The organism is uncultured Arthrobacter sp., assembly GCF_902805515.1.
In the GTDB taxonomy this organism is placed as follows: domain Bacteria; phylum Actinomycetota; class Actinomycetes; order Actinomycetales; family Micrococcaceae; genus Arthrobacter_D.
Genome location: NZ_CADCTE010000119.1, coordinates 22,921 through 37,789 on the forward strand (window position 1 = coordinate 22,921; position 14,869 = coordinate 37,789).

A 14,869-nucleotide genomic window follows, 5' to 3' on the forward strand; every position below is an offset into this window, starting at 1 on the left:
TCTGTCAGCTTGAGTAGGCGGAGTTTTCATGCACGTATTCGTGCGTGAGGTCGTTGGTCCAGATGGTGGCGCTGGCGGTCCCGGCGGCGAGGTCGATCTCCACGCGGACCTCCCGGCCCGACAGGTCGACGAGGTCGCGGGGGTCCCCGATGCCGCCGTTCCGGCAGATCTGCACCCCGTTCATCGACACGTTCAGGCGGTAGGGTTCGAACGCAGCGTCGGTGGTGCCCACGGCCGCCAGGACCCGCCCCCAGTTGGGGTCGTTGCCGAAGATCGCCGTCTTGAAGAGGTTTGAGCGTGCCACCGCGCGTCCCACGGTTTCGGCGTCGGCCTCCGAGGCTGCACGGACCGTGGTGATGGCGATGGTGTGGCTTGCCCCCTCGGCGTCGGTGATCAGCTGGGAGGCGAGGTCGAGGCAGATACCGGTCAGCGCGGAGGTGAACTGGTCCGGATCGGGGGCAACTCCGCTGGCTCCCGAGGCGAGCAGCACCACGGTGTCGTTGGTGGACATGCACCCGTCGGCGTCGGTCCGGTCGAAACTTACCCGTACGGCGGCCCTCAGCGCTGCGTCGAGCTGTGCCGGGGAGAGCACGGCGTCGGTGGTGAGCACCACGAGCATTGTGGCTAGGCCCGGGGCAAGCATTCCCGCGCCCTTGGCCATCCCCCCGATCGAGTACCCCTCGCTCGCGGTGTCGGGGGAAGCCGGATAGCGCGCCTCCTTGGAGACGCTATCGGTGGTCAGAATGGCCTCGGCGGCGGCCGGGCCTCCGGCGGAGCTGAGGTTCCCGGCTGCCTCCGAGACGCCCGCCAGCAGCTTGTCCATCGGCAGCTGCTCGCCGATGAGCCCGGTGGAGCAGACGAAGACGTCGGCCGCGGAGACGCCCAGCAGGTCCGCCGTGGCCTCGGCCGTGCGGTGGGTGTTGGCGAATCCCTCAGGGCCGGTGCAGGCGTTGGCTCCCCCGGAGTTCAGGATGACGGCGTCGACCCGGCCGTCGGAGACGACCTGGCGCGACCAGAGCACCGGCGCCGCGGCGACCCGGTTGGTGGTGAAGACCGCCGCGGCGTGCTTCAGCGGCCCGTCGTTGGCGACAAGGGCGACGTCGGAGCCGCCGGAGGCCTTCAGGCCCGCGGCGACGCCGGCGGCACGGAAACCGCCTGGGCTGGTGATGCTCATGGTGCTGTCCCCTGGAAGGTCAGGCCCGCGGTCTCGTCGAGTCCGAGGGCGATGTTCATTGACTGGACGGCCCCGCCGGCGGTGCCCTTGGTGAGGTTGTCGATGACGCAGCTGACGATGACCCGCCCCGCGTGCGCGTCGAGGGCGAGCTGGAGGTTGGCGTAGTTGGAGCCCAGCACCGCCTTCGTCGCCGGCCACTGCCCTTCCGGCAGGAGCCGCACGAAGGGCTCGGTGCCGTAGGCGCCGGCCCAGGCTGCCCGGAGCTCCTCGGCCGTGGTGCCCGGACGCACCCGGGCCGTGGCCGTGGTGAGGATGCCGCGCGCCATCGGGGCGAGGGTCGGGGTGAAGGAGATCCGCACCGCCTCTCCCGCGGCGGCGCTGAGGCCCTGTTCGATCTCCGGAGTGTGCCGGTGGCTTCCGCCGACGCCGTACGGGCTCATTCCGCCCATCACTTCGGAGCCGAGGAGGTGTGCCTTGGCGGCCTTGCCCGCGCCCGAGGTGCCCGAGGCGGAGACGATGACGACGTCGTCGGGCTCCAGCAGGCCCGCCGCGAAGCCCGGGACGAGGGCGAGCAGGGCGGAGGTCGGATAGCAGCCGGGTACGGCGATCCGGCGGGCGCCGCGCAGGAACTCCCGGTGTCCGGGCAGCTCGGGCAGCCCGTACGGCCAGGTACCTGCGTGCGCGGAGCCGTAGAAGGCATCCCACGCGGCGGGGTCCTCGAGGCGGTGGTCGGCTCCCGCGTCGATGACGAGGGTGTCCGGGGACAGCTCGGCGGCGAGGCCGGCGCTCGCACCGTGGGGCAGCGCCAGGAAGACGACGTCGTGCCCGCCGAGCGTCTCGGCCGAGGTCTCCTCGAGGACCCGGTCGGCGAGCGCGTGGAGGTGCGGCTGGAGTGCGCCGAGCCGCTCGCCGGCGTTGCTGTGGGCGGTGATGGCGCCTATTTTCACCTGCGGATGCGATGCGAGGAGCCGCAGCAGCTCCCCGCCGGCGTACCCGCTGGCTCCCGACACGGCGACTGAAAGACTCATTCCGCAAGCATACGGCAGATTTATGCAGACCACCACATAGTTATGCAGGGAAGGCGGGGCTCGGATGGCGGGAGGAGCGGACCGCGCCTAGCATGAGGATTCACCCCAACGAACGGAGTTCCCCATGGCGAAGGCCATCGTCCTCACCGAGACCGGCGGGCCCGGAGTCCTCTCCAGCACCGAGGTGCCGCGCCCGGAGCCGCAGGGCACCCAACTGCTGGTCGAGGTCGCCGCGGCCGGCGTCAACTTCATCGAGACCTACCAGCGCAGCGGCGCCTACCCCGTTAAGCTTCCCTTCCCCCTGGGCGGCGAGGCTGCCGGTGTCGTCGTGGGCCTCGGCCCAGCGGCGGCGGGATTCACTGTGGGAGACCGGGTGGCCTTCGCCGAAGGCACCGGCACCTACGCCCAGTACGCGCTGGTGGAGGCGGACAAGGCGCTGCCGGTGCCCGACGGCGTGGACCTGGAGACGGCCGCCGCGGCCGCCCTGCAGGGCCTGACGGCGCATTACCTCATCAACTCCACGTTCCCGGTGGCCTCCGGCCAGACGGTGCTGGCCCACGCCGGGGCCGGTGGTGTGGGCCTGCTGCTGATCCAGCTGCTCAAGGCCAAGGGCGCACGGGTGATCACGACGGTGTCCACCGCGGAGAAGGAGGAGCTGGCCCGCGGGGCCGGGGCGGACGAGGTGCTCCGGTATGACGGGTTCGCCGGGGCGGTGCGGGAGCTCACCGGCGGCACCGGCGTCGACGTCGTCTACGACGGGGTGGGCAAAAGCACCTTCGACGGCTCGCTTGACTCGCTGCGGGTACGCGGCACGATGGTCCTCTTCGGGGCCGCGTCGGGCCCGGTCCCCCCGCTCGACCCGCAGCGCCTGAACCGGGGCGGATCGCTCTTCCTGACCCGGCCGTCGGTCGCCCACTACCTGCTCACCGCCGAGGAGCGCCGCTGGCGGGCCGGCGAGCTGTTCGGTGCCATCACCACCGGCGCCCTGAAGGTCCGCGTCGGGGCGAGGTATCCGCTGGCGGAGGCCGCGCGCGCCCATGAGGACCTTGAGGGCCGCCGGACCACCGGGAAGGTGCTCCTGATCCCCTGAGCCCCGGCGGAGGGATCAGCCCCAGTACACCGTGAGGCAGGCCTGGGGGCCGCTCGCGAAACCTTTTCCGGCGGCCCCCAGGAGGAACGCCTCCCGCCGCTCCCTGCCCGATCCGTACCCGGCACCCGGCTGGCGGGCCCCCATGGCCGCGGCCGAGGCCAGTGCCTGATTGACGGCTGGCGCCCCCAGGGAGCCGGGGGTCTGCCAGCTGGCCGCCCAGGCACCGGCGAAGCAGTCGGCAATCAGTTCCTTGTGTGCTCCGGTGAATTCGGGGATCGGGACGGCAAACTTCTCGAACCAGTGGATCGCCAGTTCGTCCTGCACATGGTGGCCGAATTCGTGGGCGAGGACCAACGCCACGGCAAAGTCGCCGGTGCCTCCTGCGCCGCGGTCGGCGTCCCACAGCCGCTGGAGGGTTGTCACGGGCAGGATGATCATGCCGTTGTCCGAGTCGCTGGTGCCCAGGGCGCCGGTGGGGTCCCCGGGGTCGTAGGGATCCGCCGGGCAGTAATAGGCGTTGGGGTGGTCGTGCTCGACGGCGATGCGGTGCAGGGTGCGGGGATTCCTGCAGTTCGAGGCATGGGTCTTCCCCTCGCGGATCATCGTGTAGTAGACCTCCGGTTTCCCGAAGCCGTTCTCGTCGAACCAGGCAGTCCACTTCCGGTCGAGGTCCCGGAGCACCGTCAGAAGGTAGGCCCGCACGGCCGCGGGGACCGCCGGATCGTCGATCCCGCTGGCGGGGGGCAGCCGTCTCGGCGCCGCCTGGGTCAGAGCCAGCAGGCAGGGGGGTTCATCCCCCCGGGTGCACCCCCGATCCTGAACCGGCCCGGCATCGGTCGGCTCCGCCGGTCGCGCAGGCGCGGATGTAGTGTACCAGCGCTTCGGGGCATGGTCCCGGGCCCCTCCCCTCCCGTAGAGGGAGGACGTTCCGGCCGTTGACGGTGAACCCTCCGGTGCACTTGGCCGCGCTGGAGGCGGTGTACAGGCGGTGATCAGGCAGAGCGCCAGCAGGCCGGCGGTAATCAGGCAGAGGGCGGGCAGGCCAGCGGATAAAGGGCGGGTACCGGGCATTGCTTGGGCTTCCGACAGGGATGTCGAGGTGCCTTGGGCCTCCCCGGGCCCGCCTCATTGGTGGAGGCGCGCCACCGCCTGAAACGTCCCGGTTCCCACTCGATCAGAGGCCGTTGGGAAGGGAGCCGGGCCCAAAGGTTCACCATCGCAACCGGAGTGGTTGCCGTCGTAACAATTTTAGGCCGGAGTGCCCGCGCTGGGCCCGGAAGCCGGTTACGTGACGCGTCGGTGACAGACTTCCCCCAGCTTCGGCGGGGAAGCAGTTCGCCGGAGGGCGCCGGCGGCACCGGGAGTGGGCGAGCCGCCCCGGTACCGCCGTCGTGCCTCAGCGCTGGAAGGCGCCGAACCGTTCGGCGGCCACCGCGATGGCGGAGCCGCGGGCGGCGCTCGCCTCCTCGACGGTGAGCGTGCGGTCCGGTGCGCGGAAACGCAGGGCGAAGGCGAGGGACTTCTTCCCCTCGTCGATGCCCGGGCCCGAGTACACATCGAACAGGCTCAGGTCCTCGAGGAGGTCCCCCGCCCCCTCGCGCAGGGCTTCAAGCACGGCCGAGGACGGAACGTCGTCCCCGACGACCAGCGCCACGTCCTGGGTGGATGCCGGAAAGGCGGAGAGGTCCCGCGCCACGATGACATCCGGGGCCGCCTCGAACAGCAGGTCGGCGTTGATTTCAAGCGCGACGGTCCGGGCCGGAAGGTCCGAGGCCGCCGTGAGCTTCGGGTGCAGTTCTCCCGCGTAGCCAAGGACTTCCCCGCTGCGCAGCCGGATGCGTGCGGTGCGCCCGGGATGGAAGGCCTGGTGCGCGCCCTGCTCGACGACGAGGTCGACGCCGGTGACCTCACCCATCAGGCGCACGGCATCCACCGCGTCGGCCCAGTCCCAGGCCCGCGGCGCCAGGCCCGGGCCGGCGGGAGCTTCATGGCCGGTGAAGACTGCGGCGATCAGCTGCGGCTGGTACGGGATCCCTTCGTAGAGGGCGTCGAGCACCTCCTCCGGCGGGCGCACGCCGAGGGGCGGGATGCTCCCGGTGCCCATGGATTCACCCGGGAGGAACACCAGTCCGGTCTCCAACAGGGCGAGGTCGCGGAACCCGCGGGAGACGTTGCGCCGGACGATGTCGAGCAGCCCCGGCAGCACGGAGGTGCGCAGGTACCCGAGTTCGGCGCTGAGCGGGTTCGCCAGCTTTACGGCCCGGGCCGGCACGCCCTCCTCTGCGGATCCGAAGGTGTCGTTCGAAACCTTCGAGACAAACGGGTAGGAAAGCACCTCGGTGAGCCCGGCAGCGGCGAGGGCGTTCAGGAGGCGGCGGCGCTGCTGCTGCAGGCGGGTGAGGCCGCGCCCCGGAGGCGCCGTCGGCAGTGAGGACGGGATCTTGTCGAAGCCGACGAGCCGGATGATCTCCTCGGTGAGGTCCTCGCGCGTCTCGAGGTCGGGGCGCCAGCTCGGCGGGACGACCTGGTAACCGCCGTCGTGTGCCGTGACCGCGGCGCCGAGGTCCTCGAGGGTTCCGGTGATCTGCTCCAGGGTGAAGTCGAGCCCGATCAGGCGGCCGGGGAAGCCCTCCGGCAGGTCGATCCGGCGCGGCTCCGGGGCTGTCCCGACGTCGGTGACGGTGGTGTCGGGGGTCCCGCCGGCGAGTTGGACGATGAGTTCGACGGCGCGCTGGGCCGCGATGTCGGCGACGTGCCAGTCGACGCCGCGTTCAAAGCGCTTCGACGCCTCGGAGGGCAGGCGGTGGCGGCGCCGGGAGCGGCCGATGCTGACCTCCTCGAAGTGGGCCGATTCGATCAGCACGTTCGCCGTCGCTGCGGAGACCTCCGTCGCCGCACCGCCCATCACCCCGGCGATGCCGATCGGCCCGGAGGCGTCGGTGATCAGCAGGTCGCCCGGGTCGAGGGCGCGCTCCTTGTCGTCGAGGGTCTTGAGCTTTTCGCCCTCGGTGGCGCGCCGGACCACGATGTCGCCGGACAGCCGGTCGAGGTCGTAGAAGTGCAGCGGCTGTCCCAGTTCGAGCATCACGTAGTTGGAGATGTCGACGATCAGCGAGATCGAGCGCATTCCGGCCAGCCGCAGGCGCGCGGCCAGCCAGGGCGGAGTGGGCCGGGTCGGATCGACGCCGCGCACGGTGCGCGCCACAAACCGGTCACAGCCGGGCCGGCCGTAGATCGGGGCCGTATCCTCAAGCCGCACGGGGTAGCCGGGCCCGGCGGCCTCGGGGACGGTAACTGCGCCGGCCGGGTCGGTGAACTTGGTCCCGGTGGCGTGGGCGTACTCGCGGGCGACGCCCCGGAGGGAGAAGGCGTAACCGCGGTCGGGGGTGACGTTGATTTCGGCGGCCTCGTCGTACAGTCCGAGCAGCTCCAGGGCGTCGGAGCCCACCTCGGGGTCAAGGCCCAGGGTGGAGAGCACCAGGATGCCGTCGTGGTCCTCGCCGATGCCCAGTTCACGCACCGAGGCGATCATGCCGGCCGAGAGGTGGCCGTAGGTCTTGCGCGGGGTGATGGCGAAGTTGCCCGGCAGCAGGGCTCCGGGCAGGGTCACGACCACCTTGTCGCCCTCGGCGAAGTTGTGGGCGCCGCAGACGATGCCCTGCACTCCCGAGGGGTCGATGCCCTCACCGGTCAGGGGCTGCTCGGCGCCTTCGGGCACGACGCGCACCTGGCACCAGTTGATGGTCTTGCCGTTGGACTGCGGCTCCTTGACGATACTGAGCACCTGGCCCACGACGATGGGGCCCTTCAGCTCGTCAACGGGACGGTGGACCGCCTCCTCCTCGAAGCCCACGGTGACAAGGTCGGCCAGGACGCCTTCCGCTGTGGCGTCGGCGGGCACTGCTGCGAACTCCCGCAGCCATGAAAGGGGGATTCTCACTTAGATCTCCATCCCGAAGTGTTGGCTGAAACGTACGTCGCCCTCGATCATGTCGTGCATGTCGCTGACCTCATTGCGGAACATGAGCGCCCGCTCGATCCCCATGCCGAAGGCGAACCCGGAGTAGACCTCGGGGTCAATCCCGGCAGCGCGCAGCACGTTCGGGTTGACCATGCCGCAGCCGCCCCACTCGATCCACTGCGGACCGCCCTTGGCTCCGGGGTGCCAGATGTCCAGCTCGGCGCTCGGCTCGGTGAACGGGAAGTAGTTCGGCCTCAGGCGGACCTTCGCCTCCGCTCCGAAGAGCTGCCGGGTGAAGTGCTCGAGGGTTCCCACGAGGTCCGCCATCGTCAGGCCCTTGTCGATGGCGAGGCCTTCGAACTGGTGGAAGACCGGCGTGTGGGTGGCATCGAGTTCGTCGGTGCGGAAGACCTTCCCCGGGCACAGCACATAGATGGGCAGCTCGCGTTCGAGCATGGAGCGCACCTGCACCGGGGAGGTGTGGGTGCGCAGCACCAGGTGGGCGCTGGGCGGCTCGACGAAGAACGTGTCCTGCATCTCGCGCGCCGGGTGGTCCGGCTGAAAGTTCAGTGCGTCGAAGTTGAACCACTCCGACTCGAGCTCCGGACCCTCGGCGATCTCCCAGCCCATGCCGACGAAGATGTCGCTGACGCGTTCCTGCAGGGTGGACAGCGGGTGCCGGGCGCCCATGCGCCGCCGCCGCGGGGCGGCGGTGACGTCGACGGCCTCCTCGACGAGGATCCGGGCATCGCGTTCGGCTTCGAGTTCAAGGGTGCGGGCGGCGAGCGCGGCGTTGATCCTGCCGCGGGCGGGGCCGATGTTCTTGCCGGCGGCGGCCTTCTGGTCCTTGGCGAGGGCTCCGATGCCGCGGTTGGCCAGACTGAGGGCCGACTTCTCACCGGTGTGCGCAATCCGGACCGCCTTGAGGGCATCGAGGGTGTCGGCCGCTGCGATGTCGGCCAGGGCCCGGTCGACCGCCGCGGAGACGGCCGCGGCATCAAGGGGGTCGGGGATTTCGGCGCCGGGGCTCCCGGCGCCGACTTGCTCGTGGGAGTTAGACATCGGGATGGCTTACCTAGCACTCTCGTTTGCGGGTCCGGCGGACGCAGGAAGCCTGCGGAGCCGATCGGGGAAGTTCCGGGAGCAGCGGTTGAACACCAACTTCCCGGCATGGCCAGTCTAATTGACCGGGAACTAGGATATCCGCATGAGCTCCGGCGGCGCAGTGGCCAGCGCCCTGAACTGGCTGAACCTCTCGACCCCCTGCGCACTGCTGCTCGCCCGGGCCAAAGGGTGCACCCTCTCGCCCGGGCCCGGCGGGATCATCGTCGCTGAAGGCTGGACCGGCCGGCTGCCGATTGCCGGGGCCTTCACCGTGGGAAGCGTCGTGTTCCTGCGCGGGCCCCGCTCACGGGCGGGAGGGGCCCTGCTCGCCCATGAGGCCCGGCACAGCCTGCAGTACGCCGCCTGCCTCGGACTGCCCTTCCTTCCGCTGTATTTCGCCGCCGCCGCATGGTCGGTGCTGCGCACCGGGGATCCCGCCTCGCTCAACCCCTTCGAACGCCATGCGGGCCTGGCCGACGGCGGCTACCGGCAGCGCCCCGTGCGCAGCCTGCGGTCCGCCGCGGCCGCGGTGATCCGCCGGCGCTGACGGCACGGGCGACGCCGGCCTTCGGTGATCCTGGCTAGTGTTCGGCGCCGGCGGGGACCTCAATATCGAAGGGGTTCTCCAGCGCCGTGACCGCGATGAGGGCGAGCGCCGTCGCCATGGAGCCGACCTCGAGGCCGGGTTTGCCGTGAACGGCTCCCTGGCCGGTCGAGTACGGCACGTGGATGAAGCCGCCGGCGATGTCCTCCCGCGAGGCGAGCAGATCCATCAGGGCGTAGAAGAGGAAATTGCACACATAGGTGCCGGCCGTCTGGGAGACCTCCGCCGGAATCCCGGCCCCGGTCAGCCGCGCGAGGGCCGCCTTGATCGGGAGGGAGGTGAAGTAGGCAGCCGGTCCCCCGTCCCGCACCGGGCGGTCGACGGGCTGCTCCCCCCGGTTGTCCGGGATCCGCGCGTCGACGAGGTTGATCGCCACCCGCTCAAGCGAGATGGCGCTCCGGCCGCCCGCCTGCCCCGCGCACAGCACGAGCCGGGGCTGGAACTGCTCCAGCGCAGCGGCGAGCACCAGGGGCGCCTCGGCGAAGGAGCACGGCAGCTCGACCGCCGCGGCCTCGTACCCCTCGGACGCCAGCCGGTCGGCGGCGCCGCGGGCCGCCGACCATGAGGGATTGACGGCCTCGCCGCCGAAAGGCTCGAAGCCGGTCAGGAGGATCATGAAACCAGCGTAGGCCATCCGGGCCCGCCTATCCTGCTTTTTCCTCGAATATGTGTTCTAATTCAGGAATGCGTTGGGATGCTCAGAAGACCGACCCCGCCGTGCCCGTCACCGGCACCGAACCGCTGCTGCCCCTGGCCGGGCTCCTCCGCACGGTCCGCACCCCCGAGTTCGCCGGCATCACCTTCCACGAGGTGGTTGCCAAGTCCGTGCTGAACCGGGTGCACGCCGGCTCCGGCATGCCGTTCTCCTGGACGATCAACCCGTACCGCGGCTGTTCCCACGCCTGCGTGTACTGCTTCGCCCGCAAGACCCACAGCTACCTCAACCTCGACTCGGGACTGGACTTCGATTCGCAGCTCGTGGTGAAGACCAACGCCCCGGAGGTGCTCCGGCGGGAACTCGCCCGGTCCGCCTGGAAGCACGAGCACGTGGCGATGGGCACCAACACCGACCCCTACCAGCGGGCCGAGGGACGCTACCGCCTGATGCCCGGCATCATCACCGCACTCGCCGATTCCGGGACGCCGTTTTCAATCCTCACCAAGGGCACGCTCCTGGCCCGGGACCTTCCGTTGCTGACCGCCGCCGCCGGCTCCGTCCCGGTGGGGATGGGCATTTCCCTGGCCCTGACGGATGCGGCCCTTGCCGAAGCCGTGGAGCCCGGGACGCCGGCACCCAAGGCGCGCCTCGGGCTGATCCGCAGGCTTCGGGACGCCGGCCTTCCCTGTGGAGTGATGGCCATGCCGATCCTGCCCTGGCTCACCGATACCGATGAAGCCCTCGACGGGCTCTTTGCGGCGCTGGCGGCGGCCGGCGCCACCGGAGTCACGGCGGGACCGCTTCACCTGCGGCCGGGTGCGCGGGAATGGTTTCTGAACTGGCTGTCCCTGAACCACAAGCACCTCCTCCCCCGGTACCGCGACCTCTACGGAAGCGGTTCCTACGCCTCGAAGGAGTACACGCAGTGGCTCACCGGAAGGGTCCGCTATTTCCGGAAGCTCCATGGCCTCGCGGCCGGAGCCGGCTTTATGCGCAGCGCTTCGGCCGGGCAGGAGGGTGCCGGGGAGGGACCTGCGGGAGGCGCGCGGCCCCAGCCGCCCGGCGGCCGGAACCGGCCGGGCACGCGCACCCCGCCCGCGCAGGCCGAGCCGACACTGTTCTAGTCCGACACTGTTCCGGCCGACACTGTTCTGGCCCGCGCCGGGCTGCCGGCGGCACGCCGCCCCAGAAGCGGCGGCCGAGGAGCGCCGGCCTAGGAGCCCGCCAGCTCCAGGATGGCGCTGACGATGGGTCGGTCGGCCGGGATCCAGGGCAGCGCCGCCAGGGCGGGGGCGTCGGCCAGGTCGATCCAGCGCAGTTCGTCGTGGTCCTGGAGGGGCTGCGGGTCGCCGTGGGCCACCTCGGCAAGCCAGACGCGCATCACCGCCGTGGCATTCAGGGGCCACCCGCCCGGAAGGGGTCCGTGCACCTAGGCGCCGAGGCTCACGTCGACACCGAGTTCCTCCCTCAGCTCGCGGTGGAGGGCGTCGGTGCAGCTCTCGCCGGACTCCACCTTGCCGCCCGGGAATTCCCACATGCCGGCGAACTGCTCGGGGGCCGTGCGGCGCGCCACGAGGAGGGCGGTGGGGCGGGAGAGGGAGTCCACGATGGCGGCGCCGACGATCTGTCGGAGCGCAGGGGCGGTTTCGCGTAGGGTCACGCCTCGAGTCTAGCGAGCACCGGGTCTGACCATGGCCGGGTCTGACCAGCGCCGGGTCTCACCAGCACCGAGTCTGACCAGGGCCGGGTCTCACCAGCGCCGGGTCCGTCCTGCCCCTCAGCTCTCCTCGGGCGGGACGAGCCGGCCGTCGCCGGGCTCATCGAAGTGCTCAGGGTTGAACTCGTGCCGGTATTCGCCGTGCGGGCTCAGCCCGGGAACGAACTGCCCTGCGTTGAGCTGGGTCGAGGTGTACGCCTCCTCGGAGAACTCCCCGGCGGACTCGTGCCCCGCCTCGGGGAGATTGATGTCCTCCCGGAGGTGCTCGGTCTCCGGCAACTGGTCTTTGGGGTGGAGCCAACTCATGCCTTAAGCCAATCAGACCGCGCCGTTTTGCACCAGAACCCCGCGGCGCGCGGCGCGGTCCCGGAAAGGAGTGGGAAAAAGACCGGCGAGAGGGGCCGGCACCGGCGGGGCGGTGCTGCCGGGCGGTGCCTTCGTGCCGGGAGCCGGGGGTGCTGTGACCGATCCAACCTGCGCGCTCCTCCCGCCCGCACTACAGTGGGAAACGACAACGGCGTCACGCGCCGGAGCTCCGGCGTCGACCTCCACTTCACGCCGAAAGTCGTCTATGTCTTCCTCCCGGCCCGCCGCCGCTCTTACGCCCCGCCAGCTTGGCCTCGCCATCGCCGCCCTCGCCGTCGGCGGTTTCGCCATCGGAACCACCGAGTTCGCCATTATGGGGCTGCTGCAGGAGATGGTCGACGACCTCGGCCTGAGCTACAGCCAGGGCGGTCACGTCATCTCCGCCTACGCCATCGGAGTCGTCGTCGGCGCGCCGGTCCTGGCGACCCTCGGGGCGCGCAGGCGCCAGCGGACCATGGCACTGGCGCTCATGGGCGTGTTCACGCTCGGCAACCTCTTCTCATTCCTGGCCGCCGACTACGGCATGCTGCTGCTCTCCCGGTTCCTCTCGGGCCTGCCCCACGGCGCCTACTTCGGGGTGGCCGCCGTGATCGCCGCCTCCCTGGCCAAGCCGACCCGGCGTGCCTGGGCGATCTCGATGGTGATGGTCGGCCTCAGCATCGCAAACGTGGTCGGGGTGCCGTTCGCCACCTGGCTGGGCCAGCAGTTCGGCTGGCGCTCCATGTTCCTGCTGGTCGCGGTCACCGGTGTCGCCACCGTCCTTCTGGTTTTACGGTTCGTTCCGCTGCAGGAGGTACACCCCGACGCGAGCATCCGCAGCGAACTCTCCGCGCTGCGCCGTCCGCAGATGTGGATGACCCTGCTGATCGGCACGGTGGGCTTCGGCGGCTTCTTCGCCGTCTATTCGTACATTTCCCCGATCATCACCGAGGTCACCGACCTGCCCGCGGGCGTCCTGCCCCTGGTCGTCGCCCTGTACGGCATCGGCATGCTGGTAGGCAACGTGGTGGGAGGGCGGATCGCCGACAGGTCGGTCCTGGGCAGCATCTACGCGGTCATGGCGGTCATCGTCGTCGTGCTCGTGGTGTTCCCGCTGGCGATGCGCTTCCCGCCGACGGCGTTCCTGTTCGTCTTCCTGGTCGGCGCCAGCGGCGCCTCCCTGATCCCGTCACTGCAGACCAGGCTCCTCGATGTCTCCCCCGGCGCGCCCTCGCTGGCCTCTTCGCTGAACCACGCCGCACTCAATATCGCCAACGCCCTGGGCGCGGCGGTGGGCGGAGCGGTCATTGCCGCCGGCTGGGGATTCACGGCGCCGGCCCTGGTCGGGGCGGGGCTGGCCGTGGTGGGGCTCCTTGTGGCGCTGACCAGCGGCAGGATGGACGCCCGGTCGGCGCGGGCCAACGCACGCACCCTCGAACCGGTGGGCTGAGGCCGGAGGCAGGGCCCGGAAGCAGGCCGCTCAGGCGGGGAAAGAGGCGTCCGGCAGTGTCCGGCGCTGGGCGCGGGCCGAGGCGTAGAGGCAGACGGTGGCCGCGGTGCCGACGTTGAGGCTTTCGGCCTGCCCGTAGATTGGCACGGCCACCCGGTGTCCGGCCGCCTCGACCAGGTCGGCAGGAAGGCCCTGGGCCTCGTTGCCGAAGAGCCAGGCGGTCGGCTCTTCGAGCCGGGCCCGGTCCCCGGCGTCGCCGGCGGCGGCGCCGGCCGGGGCGAGCCGGCGTGCGGAGGACTCATCCTGGAGCGCATCGAGGTCGACGTCGCCGTACCCGTCCGCTGCAAGGACCGTCAGGGAGTGCTCCTGCAGTGCCGCAAGGAGTTCGTCCCGGTCGGCTCCCAGCACCACGGGAAGGTGGAAGAGCGAGCCGGCGGTCGAGCGCACCGCCTTCGGGTTGTAGAGGTCGACGCTCGAGGCGGTGAGGATGACGGCGTCGGCTCCCGCGGAGTCGGCCGCCCGCAGGATGGTTCCGGCATTGCCCGGATCGCGGACCTCGACCAGCACCGCGAGCAGCTTCGGACGCGCCGCGAGGACGCTTTCCAGGGAGACGTCGATGTAGCGGCAGACCGCGATGAGACCCTGCGGGGTGACGGTCGAGGACATCTCGGCGAGGACCTCGTCGGTGACCAGCCGCGCGGCGGGCAGGCCCGGCCCGTCGGCCAGCGCGGCGATGTCGGGGTTGCGTTCGAGGGCAGCGCCGGTGGCGAAGAGCTCGGTGACGACCTCCTGCCCGCCGGAGGCCCCGCGCAGCGCGTGGAGCCGAAGCGCCTCGCGGACCGCCTGGGGGCCTTCGGCGAGGAACTGCCGCCGCTTTAAACGCCCCGGACGCCCCGCAAGCCGCGCGACCTCCCTCACCCGATCGGCTCGGGGGTTGGTCATCGCTGGTGCCTGGGGGCGTCCGGATGTGCTCATGAAATTTCAGGCTGCCGCCGGCGGTGCCGGCAACGGGCCTAGGCCTTCGCTGCGGCCTTGGCCTTGGTGGCCCGGGGCGCCTTGACGACCTTCTCTTCCGCGACAACGGGAGCGGAGGTGTCGGCGGGCAGGGCGGCCTTGGCCAGCGATACCAGCGTGGCAAACGCGGCGGCGTCGGTGACGGCGAGGTCGGCGAGCATGCGGCGGTCCACCTGGATCTCCGCGGCCTTCAGGCCCTGGATGAGGCGGTTGTAGGTGAGGCCGTTCGCGCGGGATGCAGCGTTGATGCGCTGGATCCACAGGCGGCGGAAGTCGCCCTTGCGCTTGCGGCGGTCACCATAGCTGTACACAAACGAGTGCAGCAGCTGCTCTTTGGCCTTGCGGTACAGGCGCGAACGCTGCCCGCGGTAGCCCTTGGCGCGCTCAAGAATAACCCGACGCTTTTTGTGGGCGTTTACCGCCCGCTTCACACGTGCCACGTGCGTACTCCTTCAGTAGTTCGTCCGTCCGGCCTGCTGGCCGCGGTGCCCTCCGCTGTGCGGTGCCCGAAGACGGAATGGTTGGTGTGGTCTTAGACGCCCAGCATCTTCTTGATGACCTTGGTGTCGGCCTTCGAGACGATCTTGTCGCTGGCCAGACGGCGGGTCAGCGTCGAGGACTTGTGCTCGAGGTAGTGGCGGCGGTTGGCCTGCTGGCGCTTCAGCTTGCCGCTGCCGGTCAGCTTGAAGCGCTTCTTGGCGCCACTGTGGGTCTTCATCTTCGG

General features: G+C 70.7%; 14 protein-coding genes and 1 pseudogene. 4 read left to right on the plus strand and 11 right to left on the minus strand.

Annotated features, from left to right (window positions below; translation table 11 throughout):
• Nucleotides 1–4 precede the first annotated feature (4 nt).
• Both argJ and argC read right to left on the minus strand, forming a co-directional pair.
• Nucleotides 5–1,174: a bifunctional glutamate N-acetyltransferase/amino-acid acetyltransferase ArgJ gene (argJ, locus tag QZX79_RS10365; RefSeq protein ID WP_294568206.1), complete on the minus strand. Its 1,170-nt coding sequence runs from the start codon at nucleotides 1,172–1,174 to the stop codon at nucleotides 5–7.
• Nucleotides 1,171–2,202, minus strand: coding sequence for an N-acetyl-gamma-glutamyl-phosphate reductase (gene argC, locus QZX79_RS10370; protein ID WP_294568207.1), 1,032 nt, complete (start codon nucleotides 2,200–2,202; stop codon nucleotides 1,171–1,173). The genes argJ and argC overlap by 4 nt, the downstream gene beginning before the upstream one ends.
• 124 nt (nucleotides 2,203–2,326) lie before the next feature.
• On the opposite strand from argC, the gene QZX79_RS10375 reads away from it, so the two are divergent.
• A complete protein-coding gene (locus tag QZX79_RS10375; RefSeq protein ID WP_294568208.1) occupies nucleotides 2,327–3,292 on the plus strand; it encodes a quinone oxidoreductase in 966 nt (321 codons plus the stop codon).
• A 15-nt stretch (nucleotides 3,293–3,307) separates the two neighbouring features.
• Here QZX79_RS10375 and QZX79_RS10380 read toward each other — a convergent pair whose 3' ends face one another.
• The 3 genes from QZX79_RS10380 to pheS all read right to left on the minus strand — a co-directional run bounded on the left by QZX79_RS10380 (nucleotide 3,308) and on the right by pheS (nucleotide 8,315).
• The gene (locus QZX79_RS10380) at nucleotides 3,308–3,994 is read right to left on the minus strand and encodes a neutral zinc metallopeptidase (protein ID WP_294568209.1); all 687 of its coding nucleotides are present in this window, start codon (nucleotides 3,992–3,994) and stop codon (nucleotides 3,308–3,310) included.
• Between the two features lie 694 nt (nucleotides 3,995–4,688).
• Nucleotides 4,689–7,232 carry a phenylalanine--tRNA ligase subunit beta gene (pheT, locus tag QZX79_RS10385; protein ID WP_294568210.1) on the minus strand — a complete coding sequence of 848 codons (2,544 nt, stop codon included), beginning with the start codon at nucleotides 7,230–7,232 and terminating at the stop codon, nucleotides 4,689–4,691.
• Nucleotides 7,233–8,315, minus strand: coding sequence for a phenylalanine--tRNA ligase subunit alpha (gene pheS / locus QZX79_RS10390; RefSeq protein WP_294568211.1), 1,083 nt, complete (start codon nucleotides 8,313–8,315; stop codon nucleotides 7,233–7,235).
• A gap of 145 nt (nucleotides 8,316–8,460) precedes the next feature.
• Between pheS and QZX79_RS10395 the strand changes: the two genes are divergently transcribed.
• Nucleotides 8,461–8,904 (plus strand): DUF4157 domain-containing protein, encoded by a 444-nt coding sequence (locus QZX79_RS10395; protein ID WP_294568212.1) that lies wholly within the window; start codon nucleotides 8,461–8,463, stop codon nucleotides 8,902–8,904.
• 34 nt (nucleotides 8,905–8,938) lie between these two features.
• Here QZX79_RS10395 and pcp read toward each other — a convergent pair whose 3' ends face one another.
• Nucleotides 8,939–9,595 carry a pyroglutamyl-peptidase I gene (gene pcp / locus QZX79_RS10400; RefSeq protein ID WP_366484897.1) on the minus strand — a complete coding sequence of 219 codons (657 nt, stop codon included), beginning with the start codon at nucleotides 9,593–9,595 and terminating at the stop codon, nucleotides 8,939–8,941.
• Between the two features lie 50 nt (nucleotides 9,596–9,645).
• Between pcp and QZX79_RS10405 the strand changes: the two genes are divergently transcribed.
• Nucleotides 9,646–10,743: an Rv2578c family radical SAM protein gene (locus QZX79_RS10405; protein ID WP_294568213.1), complete on the plus strand. Its 1,098-nt coding sequence runs from the start codon at nucleotides 9,646–9,648 to the stop codon at nucleotides 10,741–10,743.
• A gap of 89 nt (nucleotides 10,744–10,832) precedes the next feature.
• Here QZX79_RS10405 and QZX79_RS10410 read toward each other — a convergent pair.
• Together QZX79_RS10410 and QZX79_RS10415 are read right to left on the minus strand one after the other, a co-directional pair.
• Nucleotides 10,833–11,279, minus strand: a pseudogene (locus QZX79_RS10410) (NUDIX domain-containing protein).
• 117 nt (nucleotides 11,280–11,396) lie between these two features.
• Complete coding sequence (locus QZX79_RS10415; protein WP_294568214.1) at nucleotides 11,397–11,642, minus strand: hypothetical protein; 246 nt, start codon at nucleotides 11,640–11,642, stop codon at nucleotides 11,397–11,399.
• A 265-nt stretch (nucleotides 11,643–11,907) separates the two neighbouring features.
• Between QZX79_RS10415 and QZX79_RS10420 the strand changes: the two genes are divergently transcribed.
• On the plus strand, nucleotides 11,908–13,131 hold the full coding sequence (locus tag QZX79_RS10420) for an MFS transporter (protein ID WP_294568215.1): 1,224 nt from the start codon (nucleotides 11,908–11,910) through the stop codon (nucleotides 13,129–13,131).
• Between the two features lie 30 nt (nucleotides 13,132–13,161).
• Here QZX79_RS10420 and QZX79_RS10425 read toward each other — a convergent pair whose 3' ends face one another.
• From QZX79_RS10425 to rpmI, 3 genes are all read right to left on the minus strand, one after another.
• The gene (locus QZX79_RS10425; protein ID WP_294568216.1) at nucleotides 13,162–14,106 is read right to left on the minus strand and encodes an RNA methyltransferase; all 945 of its coding nucleotides are present in this window, start codon (nucleotides 14,104–14,106) and stop codon (nucleotides 13,162–13,164) included.
• A gap of 38 nt (nucleotides 14,107–14,144) precedes the next feature.
• Entirely contained in the window at nucleotides 14,145–14,585 is a 441-nt protein-coding gene (gene rplT, locus QZX79_RS10430) for a 50S ribosomal protein L20 (protein ID WP_120166544.1), read from the minus strand.
• Between the two features lie 92 nt (nucleotides 14,586–14,677).
• On the minus strand, nucleotides 14,678–14,869 hold a 192-nt coding region (rpmI, locus tag QZX79_RS10435; protein WP_294568217.1), incomplete at its 5' end, for a 50S ribosomal protein L35.

What these genes read in the sequence shown, in the direction of transcription:
- argJ (WP_294568206.1), bottom strand. Translation starts at nt 1,174, where the DNA reads ATGAGCATCACCAGCCCAGGCGGTTTCCGTGCCGCCGGCGTCGCCGCG.
- argC (WP_294568207.1), bottom strand. Translation starts at nt 2,202, where the DNA reads ATGAGTCTTTCAGTCGCCGTGTCGGGAGCCAGCGGGTACGCCGGCGGG.
- QZX79_RS10375 (WP_294568208.1), top strand. Translation starts at nt 2,327, where the DNA reads ATGGCGAAGGCCATCGTCCTCACCGAGACCGGCGGGCCCGGAGTCCTC.
- pheS (WP_294568211.1), bottom strand. Translation starts at nt 8,315, where the DNA reads ATGTCTAACTCCCACGAGCAAGTCGGCGCCGGGAGCCCCGGCGCCGAA.
- QZX79_RS10395 (WP_294568212.1), top strand. Translation starts at nt 8,461, where the DNA reads ATGAGCTCCGGCGGCGCAGTGGCCAGCGCCCTGAACTGGCTGAACCTC.
- pcp (WP_366484897.1), bottom strand. Translation starts at nt 9,595, where the DNA reads ATGGCCTACGCTGGTTTCATGATCCTCCTGACCGGCTTCGAGCCTTTC.
- QZX79_RS10405 (WP_294568213.1), top strand. Translation starts at nt 9,646, where the DNA reads ATGCGTTGGGATGCTCAGAAGACCGACCCCGCCGTGCCCGTCACCGGC.
- QZX79_RS10415 (WP_294568214.1), bottom strand. Translation starts at nt 11,642, where the DNA reads ATGAGTTGGCTCCACCCCAAAGACCAGTTGCCGGAGACCGAGCACCTC.
- QZX79_RS10420 (WP_294568215.1), top strand. Translation starts at nt 11,908, where the DNA reads ATGTCTTCCTCCCGGCCCGCCGCCGCTCTTACGCCCCGCCAGCTTGGC.
- QZX79_RS10425 (WP_294568216.1), bottom strand. Translation starts at nt 14,106, where the DNA reads ATGAGCACATCCGGACGCCCCCAGGCACCAGCGATGACCAACCCCCGA.